11 protein-coding genes are annotated in these 12,065 nt (G+C 36.1%); 3 read left to right on the plus strand and 8 right to left on the minus strand.

What is annotated here, in order from left to right:
* Positions 1-115: 115 nt before the first annotated feature.
* The 4 genes from ACIEHO_RS07020 to ACIEHO_RS07035 all read right to left on the minus strand — a co-directional run bounded on the left by ACIEHO_RS07020 (position 116) and on the right by ACIEHO_RS07035 (position 4,603).
* Positions 116-643, minus strand: coding sequence for a DUF6933 domain-containing protein (locus ACIEHO_RS07020; RefSeq protein ID WP_406970070.1), 528 nt, complete (start codon positions 641-643; stop codon positions 116-118).
* 71 nt (positions 644-714) lie between these two features.
* On the minus strand, positions 715-3,069 hold the full coding sequence (locus ACIEHO_RS07025) for a TonB-dependent receptor plug domain-containing protein (protein ID WP_406970072.1): 2,355 nt from the start codon (positions 3,067-3,069) through the stop codon (positions 715-717).
* A complete protein-coding gene (locus ACIEHO_RS07030) occupies positions 3,062-3,961 on the minus strand; it encodes a FecR family protein (RefSeq protein WP_406970074.1) in 900 nt (299 codons plus the stop codon). The genes ACIEHO_RS07025 and ACIEHO_RS07030 overlap by 8 nt, the downstream gene beginning before the upstream one ends.
* Before the next feature lie 126 nt (positions 3,962-4,087).
* Positions 4,088-4,603 (minus strand): RNA polymerase sigma factor, encoded by a 516-nt coding sequence (locus ACIEHO_RS07035; RefSeq protein ID WP_406970076.1) that lies wholly within the window; start codon positions 4,601-4,603, stop codon positions 4,088-4,090.
* A gap of 114 nt (positions 4,604-4,717) precedes the next feature.
* Here ACIEHO_RS07035 and ACIEHO_RS07040 point away from each other — a divergent pair, with 114 nt between their 5' ends.
* From ACIEHO_RS07040 to folD, 3 genes are all read left to right on the plus strand, one after another.
* On the plus strand, positions 4,718-6,469 hold the full coding sequence (locus tag ACIEHO_RS07040) for a hypothetical protein (protein WP_406970078.1): 1,752 nt from the start codon (positions 4,718-4,720) through the stop codon (positions 6,467-6,469).
* Positions 6,470-6,645: 176 nt separating this feature from the next.
* Positions 6,646-7,974 (plus strand): signal recognition particle protein, encoded by a 1,329-nt coding sequence (gene ffh, locus ACIEHO_RS07045; RefSeq protein WP_406970080.1) that lies wholly within the window; start codon positions 6,646-6,648, stop codon positions 7,972-7,974.
* A gap of 175 nt (positions 7,975-8,149) precedes the next feature.
* Positions 8,150-9,025 (plus strand): bifunctional methylenetetrahydrofolate dehydrogenase/methenyltetrahydrofolate cyclohydrolase FolD, encoded by an 876-nt coding sequence (gene folD, locus ACIEHO_RS07050; RefSeq protein WP_406970082.1) that lies wholly within the window; start codon positions 8,150-8,152, stop codon positions 9,023-9,025.
* A 47-nt stretch (positions 9,026-9,072) separates the two neighbouring features.
* Here folD and rluF read toward each other — a convergent pair whose 3' ends face one another.
* The 4 genes from rluF to ACIEHO_RS07070 are packed head-to-tail and all read right to left on the minus strand — an operon-like array spanning position 9,073 to position 12,064.
* Positions 9,073-9,840, minus strand: coding sequence for a 23S rRNA pseudouridine(2604) synthase RluF (rluF, locus tag ACIEHO_RS07055; protein ID WP_406970084.1), 768 nt, complete (start codon positions 9,838-9,840; stop codon positions 9,073-9,075).
* A gap of 20 nt (positions 9,841-9,860) precedes the next feature.
* Positions 9,861-10,682 carry an alpha/beta fold hydrolase gene (locus ACIEHO_RS07060; RefSeq protein ID WP_406970086.1) on the minus strand — a complete coding sequence of 274 codons (822 nt, stop codon included), beginning with the start codon at positions 10,680-10,682 and terminating at the stop codon, positions 9,861-9,863.
* The gene (locus tag ACIEHO_RS07065) at positions 10,683-11,048 is read right to left on the minus strand and encodes a cupin domain-containing protein (RefSeq protein ID WP_406970088.1); all 366 of its coding nucleotides are present in this window, start codon (positions 11,046-11,048) and stop codon (positions 10,683-10,685) included.
* Between the two features lie 38 nt (positions 11,049-11,086).
* Positions 11,087-12,064: a YitT family protein gene (locus ACIEHO_RS07070; protein ID WP_406970090.1), complete on the minus strand. Its 978-nt coding sequence runs from the start codon at positions 12,062-12,064 to the stop codon at positions 11,087-11,089.
* Between the last annotated feature and the right edge of the window lies 1 nt (position 12,065).

The following is a 12,065-nucleotide window of genomic DNA, read 5'->3' on the forward strand; positions in this document are numbered from 1 at the left end:
TAGTTGCGTGGTTAAGCAACTAATTTAGTAAACAAAAACGAACCCGAGAAAATTCCGAAGGAATTTTCCAAATAAGCACTTGCCAAAGCAATTATTTTTACACGTCTTAAGTTTGTCAATCGTTTAATACTTTTTTCATTTCGTCAATCGAATTTGTATAATCTGACATTTTTCTTCCTTTTCCGATGTGAATCGGACTTGTATTCAGTCGGTTTGTCAAATCTTTTATTGGCATATTTTCTAAATTTCCAAATTCGTATTTCCACCAATCTAGAGATTCCAGATTATGATTTTGAAATCCAGTTGTGCTACGATCATTATTAGTCGGTAGAAAATCTAGTTCGCCAATAATTGAATCCAGATTTTCAAAATCCGTCATTATTCCGTCATAAATTAGTTGTCCGAAAAGTGCATCTTTAAAAATTTGTTCAATCTTGCTCAAGTCAGATGATTTTATATCAGTCAGAACTACGTTGTATTTGGTTAGTCCGTTTGTGATTAGCCAACATTTTTTTCTGTTAACATAAAATACCGTTGCATTCCAGTTCCCAAGAATTCCACAATCAGTATTTTGGTCAGTCGTGATAAGTTTCTTGACTAACTTTTCTAATTTTTTAGTTGTATGTATTTTAGTTCGTCTCAAATGGTGTACAACTACATAATATTTATTCCGTTAAAGATACTTATTATTCTTACAAAATAAACGATTGCCTATTAAAAATAAACCCTAAAACTTATATTGGGTGTAATACCCAACGATTCGTTTTCCACTTTGTTAATGTTGCTATCGCTGTCTAGAGTGTAATAAGTATTGATAATGTTTCGTCTGTTGAGTACATTCCATACTGAAGCACCAATTGTAGCTCGGGTAGTGTGAGAAATATTAAAGTTATATGTCATGGAACAATCTGCACGTAAATAATCATCTAAACGGCTACTGTTTGGTGAGGCGTAAGTAATGGTGTTGTCCTCTGGGGTATCATTAATACTGGGTTCGGTGTTGGGCTTTCCAGAATGCCAATTAAGCCCCAAAGCCAGTTTAATATTGTTATTGGTATACGTTCCGGCAAAGGTAACGGCATGCGTAATATCGACATTGTTGGGAAAAGGCTGTCCGTCATTTAAATCATCAAAATCGTAATTGTTAGAGCTGTAGGAATAGGATATCCAACTGCTTACTACATCGCTAAATTGTTTGTTCAGTAGCACATCAACGCCTTTAATTTCGTAACTACCTATGGCGTTTACAAATTGATATTGGTTTTGAAAGCCTTGACTTCGGGTGGTAATACCTTTTACTTTTTTAATATAGGTTTCGGCACTAATCAAGAATTTATTTTTATTGAAATGAACACCCGTTGAAAGTTGTTTGCTTCTTAAAACCGGAATAGGGTTTATGGTTTGGTTACCGTTTACAATAACCTCGGTGTTGTTATTAGAAAGTACCCAACGGCGTTTTTCAATGCCTAAAAAATCGTTTTGTAGGTCGATGATTTGTGAGGTGGTTTGGCTTTTAAATTCGCCTAAAACCTCAAACCTAAAATGGTTTAAAAACCGCTGGCTAAAACTTAAACGTGGTTCGGCTAAAACCAAATCAAATTCATTGATGTAATTTAAACGTCCGCCCAAATTTAATCGGGTTTTGGCATCATCCGATAAATATTGGATTTCGGCATAGGCTGAATGCGTGCGCAAAACATCTTTTACATAACTCCTAAAAACGGGGTTGTTAACGTCTTCTAGGTTGCTAATGCCCACTTCGGTAAACTGGTAACCGCCATTTATATTAAAGTTGAGGTTATGGGTGTAATTAATATCCAGTTTTGCGCCGCCGTCGTACACTTCATTTTCTTGAATAAGGCGTTGGTTATTTAGGGTATCAAAATTAGTAGCATCCAAATCATAATTAGTTACGTAAACCTGGGTGCTAGTTGATAGTTTCTTGTTCCAGTCACGGGTGTAAGTCACGCCAAAAGCTAAATTGTTTTGTATTAAGTTGCTGTTTAGTGCTTCGCTTTCATCATTAATTACAGATTGCTCGTCGTAATTAAAATGGTTATTTACATTTAGAAAGTGAAAACGGAGTTTGTCTTTATTGGTGACATCATAAAGGAATTTGGCTGTGATATCATAAAAATAAAAATTTTCGTTTTGTGAGATGAAATTGTCGTTCTGCTTGGCGTCGTTAAAATCGGAATCTTGAAAAATGCGTTTAAAATACTGCTCGTAAGTTGAGGTATTAATAAGGTCTGTTATTGAACGCCGTGCAGAAAGTTGTAATTCGGTGTTTTTTGAAAGTGGAATTTTAGCAAAACCATCGGCATTAATAAAGTTTATACCCATTCCGGCATTAAATTCGTTATCGATTTCGTCGGGCAATTGCATGTCGATAATACTCGAAATACCATCGCCATATTTGGCGCGCGTTCCATTTTTAAAAATCGAAACTTTTTTTGTGGTATGCGGATTAAAGGCTGAAATGAGCCCGAAAAAATGCCCTGATTGATACATTTTTATCCCATCCCAAAGTAAAAGGTTTTGGTCGTGTGTACCACCACGAACATTAATGTTCGAAACGGTTTCATCGGCGCTTAAAACCCCTGGAACTGCTTGAATGGTTTGTAGAACATCTGGTTCAATCAATCCTGGCAAAATACCGAATACCTGTGGTTTTATGCTTAAAGAGCCATCGTTGAGTTTGGTGATTCCCGTGGTTAAATAATTGGCAACAAAAACCTCGTTCAACTTTTGGGTGATAAATTTGGTTTCTGAGAGTTTTGGAGTTTTAATGACGATAAATTTGTTGTCCAATAGCTCAAAATCCAAATCGGTTTCCATTGCAAGGAATTTTATTGCCTCTTCCAAGGATAAATCCATACGAGGAGTACTCACTTTTTTGTTCTTGATAGTATCATCAACATATGAAAAACTAACGCCAAATTGTTCCGAAAGGGTATTTAAAATTATAATAAGTGGCTGCTTTTCTTTTTGAATGTTTTGAGCCTTAAGCGTTACAACATTCAAAAAAAGCAAAGAAAAAACAATAGAAATAAAGAGGTTTCTATTCACGCTTTAATGTAATAGTATGGTTGGTTTTACTATAGGTTACATGTAAAGGTAAGGTAATTGATTTTAGGGCGACATCTAAACTATCGTGGGTAAAACTACCTGTGAATAATTGTGAGGAATCTATATTCAACAAAGTAATATCGACATTGTATTGTCTTTCAAATTCAGCAATAACCATTTTGTACGGCATGCTTTTAAAGGAACTGGTATTATTTAACCACGAAGGCTCGCTGCGGTTTTCTTTTTCTTTAGCAATACTTTTCCCATCTACAATTAAAAAGCTGTCACCAGGTTTTAATTTCGTTTCTTGAGAATTGTGGGTTACCCCAACAAGCCCTTCGTAGCAAATAACTTCAAAATAATTGTTCCGTTGTTTTACGTTAAATTGAGTGCCGTAAACGGTAACGGTACCCGCTATTGTTTTTACTGTAAACGACGACCCTTTGGCGACCTTAAAAAAGGCTTCGCCTGCAAGTTCTACTTCACGCTCATTTTTCCAATCTTTTTTATTGAATGCTAAATGCGATTTGGCGTTTAGCGAAACACTGGAATCATCTGGCAGTTCTATGGTTGTTTTTTGAGCGTATTTGGTAGCTACAGTAGTATCTAAAGTGGTGGTGTAATAGTACATGCCAAAGCAAATCGCTAATATGGCGGCAATGCGCAAAATTGGTTTCAGCCAATTTGTTGCTGGCTTTTTTGAGCTTTTAATAGCAGATAAAACGTTATTCAGTTCTATAGAGGTATCGTAATCATCTGCTTTAAAAGCCTGCAAACTAGTATTTAACTTAACTAAATCGTTATAATCTTGAAGCTTTTTAAAAGCTTCAAGTTCTTGCTGATTTAGGTCGTTATCCAGCCATTTTGATATGAGTTCTTCTCTGTTCATCATGTTCTATTCAATAATATAACAGTTCAGTTTTATTTTTCCCTACCCTGTTTTAAAAAAAAAGTTTAAAATTTTAGTTTTCGGGTTTCAAGTTGGTAATGGGCAGGCCTGAAATTTGAAATCTAAAGCTCAAAGTTCCTTAATATCCTTGCGTAATTTTTCTAATGCACCATAAATACGTTTTTCAACGGCCTTGGTCGAAATATCTAAAATTTCAGCTATTTCCTTAAAACGTTTGCCTTCAACACGATTCATCATAAACGCTTCTCGCTGGGCTTCAGTTAAATTAGCCAAGGCTTTTTGCAGTTTAACGTTATATTCACTTTCCTGCATCAAAAACTCAGGGCTTTCATTCGTGCTCGTTTTAGGTTTGGTCTGTTGGTATTTTAAAACCACTTTTTGGTGGGCGGCTTCGTTGAGCATTAAATTATTGGCAGTAGTAAACAAAAAGCTCTTTGCTTTATCGGGAGAAATTTTTGCACAGTTTTCCCATAATTTGATAAAAGCCTCTTGAACTTTGTCTTTTGGGTTTAGTAATTCGCCAAACTTATAGTATAGAAAGTTGTGTAGGTCTTTTGAGTGTTTTTTGAAAATGGAAGAAAAAATATGTTCCTCACAAATATGGTCATGCAATTGTTTTCCCATTATTATTGGTAGTTGGTGCCACTAAAATAAAAAAAATGCAGATACAGGGTAGGAATTTTTAAAGTTATCCTGTTTTATAAATAAAAAGCTATGTTTAACCCAAAATCACTTACTATGAAAACTAACATGAAGACGTTATTATTGATCCCTTTTTTTGCCCTTTTATTGTTCACTTCTTGTCAGGAGGAGGCTGTTGAAATCACACCTGTTGACGAGAGTGAAGCCCTTGCACCCGAATCAGAATTAACCAGCTTAATGCTCTCCACTTCTACCATGGACGGATCTGCTGATAACATTATTGATGGTGCCAGTTGTTTGGCCGTCGAGCTACCCATTACAGTTAAAGTAAATGGGCTGGAAATCATTATCGACTCTAAAGAAGATTTTAAGATTATTGAAGCCATTTTTAAAGAATTTGATGATGATGAAGACCGATTAGACATCGTTTTTCCAATTGCTATTATTATGGCAAACCACGAAGAAATTGTGATTGAAAGCCGCGTCGCTTTAAACGAGTTGATTGCAGAATGTCGTGGTGAAAACGAACCTGATGACGATATTGAGTGTATCGATTTCCAATACCCTATTTCCTTTTCAGTTTACGATACTGATTTCCAAATTATTGATGTTATAAACATTGAAAGTGACAGACAATTATACCGTTTCATTACACGTGTAAAAAATAACGAAGTATTTGCAAGCCTTAATTTTCCGGTAACCATGGTGTTGGCCGATGGCACTGAAATTGTGGTAAGCAATAATATTGAATTGGCACGTACCATTAAAGAAGCCAAGGATGCTTGCGATGAAGATGACGATAACGATTATGGGGACGACGATTTTACAAAAGAGCGTTTAGATAAATATTTAGTAACATGCCCTTGGGTAGTTTATGAATACCAAAGAAACAGTATAGATAGTACTGAGGATTTTAAAGAGTTTGCCTTAAACTTTAAAGAAGATGGTGTTGTGGTTATGCGTGCCAGAGGTGGCGATATTTTAACCGGAAGCTGGAGTACTCGTGTTACCGATAGAGGAGCACTTTTAAAAATGGAGTTTGAAAATTTAGCCGACTTTACATTGGAATGGTTTGTTTACGATATTGAAGAAGGCAAGATTAAACTATATCAAGAAGGTGGTAACAGAATTATCATGAAGATAAATTGTGATGTGGTTATCGATATTACTAAAGAACGCATAGAAAACTATTTACAAAAATGTTTATGGCGAGTGGCGCGCTTAAGTATTGATGGCGCTGATAATGAAAAAGATTATATAGGTACACCTCTAAAATTTTACGAAAACAATGTTGTTAAACTAAGAGTAAACGGCGAGTTGGTTGAAGGAACTTACCAAATAGGATTTAGAAATGTTGGGTTTACCTTGCAAATTATGATTGAAGGCAGACCAAATTTAAAATTAGAATGGCTAATCACATTTTTGGAAGAAGGCTTAATTAAACTAGAAAATGCCAACAATAAAATGATTCTTGAAAGACACTGCCCAGATGTTGATGGTGATTTAAATTACCTTGACGATGTGTTAACAAATGGTTTATGGGAAGTTGCGGCATACCACGTTGGAAATGTAAACAAACCAGAGCCTTACTACATGTACACTTTAGATTTTAGGATAACAGGAAGAGTTGTGGTAACAGACCCTAATAACGGTGTTTTTAGTGGTGCTTGGTTGTCTTACAGAAAAGAAGGCCTAAACTTAGGCTTATATTTTGGAATTAACGAACCATTCGCCCAATTGAACCATAGATGGAAAATAAAAGAAATTGCCCCCAAAAGAATTGAGTTGAAAGATCTAAATGCCAATGGTGTTATAGAACGCATATTGGTTCTTGAAAAGAAAGCATAATTATGTTTTGGTGAAATGGAAATCCAAATTTTCGGTTGGTTAGGTTAATTGTTAGGGTTTCCTTATTAAGGCTGTCAAATTATATTGGCAGCCTTTTTTATGCACATTATATAATGTTTCTTGTCATAATACGCTTCAAATCATTAAATTTGCATCTCTAAAAATTTAGAAGAATTATGTTTAACAATTTAAGTGATAAACTAGATAAGGCCTTACACGTTTTAAAAGGTCACGGAAGCATTACCGAAGTAAACGTTGCAGAAACTCTAAAAGAAGTAAGACGTGCGCTATTGGATGCCGATGTTAACTTTAAAATAGCTAAGGAGTTTACCAATAAGGTTAAAGAAAAGGCGCTTGGGCAGAATGTTTTGACTACACTTCAGCCAGGGCAATTGATGGTGAAAATTGTTAAAGACGAACTTACCCAGTTAATGGGGGGTGATGCCGAAGGAATAGATTTATCTGGTAACCCGAGCGTGATTTTAATGTCGGGTTTACAAGGGTCTGGTAAAACCACCTTTTCCGGTAAGCTGGCCAATTATCTAAAAACTAAAAAAACTAAAAAACCATTATTGGTAGCCTGTGACGTTTACCGTCCTGCAGCGATAGACCAATTGCATGTTGTTGGAGATCAAATTGGTATTGAGGTTTTTAGCGATAAAGGAAACAATGATCCTGTAGCTATTTCGCAAGCGGCTATTGCCCATGCAAAATCTAATGGGCACAATGTAGTCATTATTGATACCGCTGGTCGTTTGGCTGTTGATGAAGCTATGATGACCGAAATATCGAACATCCATAAAGCTATTCAACCACAGGAAACCTTATTTGTAGTAGATTCCATGACGGGGCAAGATGCCGTAAATACAGCAAAAGCCTTTAACGATGTATTGAACTTTGATGGGGTTATCTTAACCAAATTAGATGGTGATACTCGAGGTGGTGCAGCCATTTCAATTAAATCGGTAGTAAACAAACCTATCAAGTTTATTGGTACGGGCGAGAAAATGGAAGCTATCGATGTGTTCTATCCATCGCGTATGGCCGATCGTATATTGGGTATGGGGGATGTGGTGTCTTTAGTAGAGCGTGCCCAAGAACAATTTGATGAAGAGGAAGCTAGAAAACTTCAAAAGAAAATTGCCAAAAATCAGTTTGGTTTTGACGATTTCTTGAAGCAAATCCAGCAAATCAAGAAAATGGGGAATATGAAAGATCTTATGGGTATGATTCCTGGCGCTGGAAAAATGCTGAAAGATGTTGATATTGATGATGATGCATTTAAAGGTATTGAGGCTATTATTCATTCTATGACACCAAAAGAACGTACCAATCCCTCTGTTTTAAATGCCAGTAGAAAAAAACGTGTGGCTAAAGGGTCTGGTACATCTGTCCAGGAAGTTAATCAACTTTTAAAGCAGTTTAACCAAATGAGCAAAATGATGAAAATGATGCAAGGTGGTGGCGGCAAAAAAATGATGCAAATGATGAAGAATATGCGTTAATCTTGTTAAAAGTTAAAAGTTAAAAGTTAAAAGTTAAAAGTTAAAAGTTAAAAGTGTCATGCTTAGCGCAGTCGAAGCATCTCATTATATAATAAATAAAACAAAAACTTTGCGCCTTGGCGACTTTACGAAATACTGTTTGTGAATTCGTGCGTGGCGAGCAAAAAATAAAAGGATGACAATCTTAGACGGTAAAAAAGTAAGCAACGATATAAAAGAAGAAATTGCTGATCATGTAAAAGCCATGGTGGCAAAAGGCGAAAAAGTGCCTCATCTCGCTGCGGTTTTGGTAGGTTCAGATGGTGCAAGTATGACTTACGTTAATGCCAAAGTAAAAGCTTGTGAACGTATCGGGTTTAAATCCACACTTATTGAATTGCCCGAGTATACTTCAGAAGAAAAATTACTTGAAAAAATCAACGAATTAAATATCAATGATGAGATTGATGGGTTTATCGTGCAGTTACCGTTACCTGAACAAATTGATGAGCAAAAGGTACTAATGGCCATAGACCCCGATAAGGATGTAGATGGGTTCCACCCTGTAAACGTAGGTAGAATGGCTTTGGATTTACCAACGTTTTTACCAGCAACACCATACGGTATAATGGAACTTTTGGAACGCTACCAAGTGGAAACCTCAGGTAAAAATGTTGTGGTTATGGGAAGAAGCCATATTGTTGGTCGACCCATGAGCATTTTAATGAGTCAAAAAAGAACGGCTGGAGATGCCACAGTTACAGTTGTACACAGCCGAACTAAAAATTTGCCGGAAATAACCAAAAAGGCAGATATTATTGTTGCAGCTATTGGTATTTCAGAATTTTTAACTGGCGATATGGTTAAGGAAGATGTTGTAGTTATAGATGTAGGTATTACCCGTGTACCAGATGCCACCAAGAAAAATGGTTATAGATTGGCAGGTGATGTAGAATTTTCAAGTGTAAGCCAAAAAGCAAGTTATATAACTCCTGTTCCTGGAGGTGTGGGACCAATGACGATTGCCATGCTACTGAAAAATACGCTTTTGGCTAGAGAAAGACACGGATAGAAAAATATTAGATTTTATAAATTGCAAAAGGGTTTTAGCTTAAGTGTTTAAACCCTTTTTTGTTTTCCTCGAGACTTGCTTTTAAATGTTTTGGTAGAATCCTTTAAAAGCTCATTGAGATCGGTAAACTCATTCTTAGTCAATTCGCGATATTCACCAACGGGCATATCCAATTTTATATTCATTATTCTTACCCGTTTTAATGTTTGCACTTCGTAATTTAAATACTCGCACATGCGGCGAATTTGTCGGTTTAAACCTTGGGTCAATATAATTTTGAATTTATAAGAGCCTAGCTTTTTAACCTGACATTTTTTTGTGGTTTTGTTTAAATCGGCAATATGGATTCCTCCTGCCATACGTTCAATAAAGGTTTGGGAAATGGGTTTGTCAACAGTAACAACATATTCTTTCTCATGGTTATTGCTAGCACGCAAAATCTTATTTACAATATCACCATCATCAGTGAGTAGAATTAAACCTTCGCTGGGTTTATCGAGTCTTCCAATCGGGAAAATACGTTTAGGGTAATTTATAAAATCGATAATGTTATCCTTTTCAACCGAAGTATCGGTAGTGCATACAATGCCAACAGGTTTGTTAAACGCGAGATAAACAAAGGACTCCTTGGTGTTTTCTATTAAGTTTCCGTCAACGGCTACCACATCGTTTGGTGCAATTTTGGTTCCCATTTCGGGTACAACACCATTTATGGTTACTCGCCCTGCTTCTATAAGCTTGTCTGCTTCACGCCTTGAACAATACCCAGCCTCACTTAAAAATTTATTGATGCGTTTTAGTTCTGTTTTTGCCATAATTCAAAAATACAATAAACCTAGTCTTCTAAAAAGTTTAAAATGTGTTGGTATACATTTTCAGATTTAAGTCGGTGTCCCAAACCAATAGTTTTAACCAATGTAGAATTTTTGTATGCGCGGTGAATGTCTAAGGCTTCTTTGTAGGAAATTATTCGGTCTTTTCTGTCGTGAATGATAAGTCCCTGGGCTTTTATGTTTGAAAAGAAGTTTTCTACGTTATAGTATTCAGGTAGATGGTTGAAACGTTTAAGGTAGTAGCGGTCTATGGCTTTTTCAACAGTTTTGTTGTATCCCATTATGTTTACATAGTTACCAACTGAAATAGCTAAGTTTGATGGAGCGCCCAATAAAACTATTTTTTCAATGGAAGAAAGATTGTGGTTTTCTTGAGCAATGACGCTTGCTGTACCGCCAATAGAATGTCCTATAACACAATATGGATTAAAAGTTTCAACGGCTATTTTGATGCACTCAGAATATAACGGGGCATTAAATATTTTATTCCCAGAAGCTCCATGAGCTGGGGCATCAATAGCTATAATGTTATGGTTTTTCTGTTTTAAAAGTTCAATAAGATCTTTCCATCTAAAGGAATTACTGTCCCAGCCATGAGCCAAAAGGATTGTTTTGTTTTTTCCTTTCCAGCGGTATGTTCTAATTTTAAAATCGTCGTAGTTTAATTCTGTTTGTTCTGTAGAATCTAAATATTGAATGGCTTCTTCGCTTAGTTTTGCCTCTCGCGGGGTTGAAAATACTTTAACCGCAAGTTTGGCCGCTAAGCTAGGGGACAGGTAGCTGATTAGGTTTATGGACCTTCCTACTATTTTTATGGTGTTCATTTAATCTTCTCTGTTTACGGAATCCATAGAAAATGCGGGTATACAAATAGCAATATATTCGCAAACTTCGGTAAACGGATTGGAATATTGGACTCTGGTGTTTTTTTCAATTTTAATGGATTGACCGGCTTCTAAAACCACGGTTTCACCTTCAATAATAAATTGTTTTTTGCCTTTAATGATAAACGTGTATTCATCAAATTCTGGTGTTTGAAACGGTTCGCTCCAACCTGCGGGTGCTTTCATGTGGGCGATACTAATATTTGTTGTTCCGGTGGAAGTCTGTCCGAAGTGTTCTTTTATAACTTTGCCGTCTGTAGTTGGTACTACAAAAGGTTTATTTTGTATGGTGTATTTTTTTTTCACAAAATTATTTTTTTCTTTCAATCATCAATCATCAATCATCAATGGTCTTTCATGGGTTTTCTTTTTATCATACCACCTTTTAAATCTTTTACCATGCCCATAATGATAAAGGCCTTTTTGTCTATTTTATCAATCTCAGTTTGTAGTTTGGCTAGCTCAAGCCTCGTTACAACCGTATAGATAATGTCTTTGTCGTAACTATCTCCACTACTACCATAACCCCCTTTACCCGCATAAATAGTGCAGGCCCGATGTAGTTTTTTGGTTATCATGAGTCGTAATTCTTCATGCTGATTTGATATAATGGTTACTCCAATATATTCTTCAACACCGTCAACAACAAAATCGACCGTTTTGGCCGCTGATAAATAAGTTAATATGGCATAAAGTGCAGTTTCAACAGATAAAATATAAGCGCCCGCAGAGAAAATAATGATATTGATAATCAATAGGACATCACCTATAGTAAGGGATAGTTTTCGGCTTAAAAAAATGGCCAATACCTCGGTGCCGTCAATAACACTACCGCCTCGCATGGACATGCCAATGCCTAGACCTAAAAAGAAACCGCCAAAAACAGCTATAAGTAGTTTGTCTTCTGTAATAATTGGATAATCTACAAAATGAACCACAATAGCCAAAAAGGTAATGGCTGCAATACTTTTTAGAGCAAACTTTTTACCGATGGTTCGGTTGGCTAAGATTAAAAATGGCAAGTTGACTAAAATCAATAGCAGGCCAAGTTGTAAGGAGGTAACGTTTTCCAACAACAGAGAAATACCCGTGGCGCCGCCATCAATAAATTTATTGGGTAATAAGAATCCTTTTAGTCCAAATCCTGCAGAAAAAACACCGATGATTATGAAAATAAATTCTTTAATGGCGTGCGATAGCTCCACCTGAAATTTTCTAACCAAAGGCACTATTTCCTTTTTGCTTACAGTCTTGCCGTCTCGCTTTTTTTTAAGCTTTTTACGGGCGGCGTCAACTAATAGTTTGGCTAAAAATGGATTCATA

The sequence above is a fragment of the Flavisericum labens genome, from assembly GCF_045446075.1.
Classification (GTDB): domain Bacteria; phylum Bacteroidota; class Bacteroidia; order Flavobacteriales; family Flavobacteriaceae; genus Flavisericum; species Flavisericum labens.

Bases quoted from the DNA above. Each gene is read 5' to 3' on its own strand.
- ACIEHO_RS07030 (WP_406970074.1), bottom strand. From the start codon at position 3,961: ATGATGAACAGAGAAGAACTCATATCAAAATGGCTGGATAACGACCTA.
- ACIEHO_RS07035 (WP_406970076.1), bottom strand. From the start codon at position 4,603: ATGGGAAAACAATTGCATGACCATATTTGTGAGGAACATATTTTTTCT.
- ACIEHO_RS07040 (WP_406970078.1), top strand. From the start codon at position 4,718: ATGAAAACTAACATGAAGACGTTATTATTGATCCCTTTTTTTGCCCTT.
- ffh (WP_406970080.1), top strand. From the start codon at position 6,646: ATGTTTAACAATTTAAGTGATAAACTAGATAAGGCCTTACACGTTTTA.
- folD (WP_406970082.1), top strand. From the start codon at position 8,150: ATGACAATCTTAGACGGTAAAAAAGTAAGCAACGATATAAAAGAAGAA.
- rluF (WP_406970084.1), bottom strand. From the start codon at position 9,840: ATGGCAAAAACAGAACTAAAACGCATCAATAAATTTTTAAGTGAGGCT.
- ACIEHO_RS07060 (WP_406970086.1), bottom strand. From the start codon at position 10,682: ATGAACACCATAAAAATAGTAGGAAGGTCCATAAACCTAATCAGCTAC.
- ACIEHO_RS07070 (WP_406970090.1), bottom strand. From the start codon at position 12,064: ATGAATCCATTTTTAGCCAAACTATTAGTTGACGCCGCCCGTAAAAAG.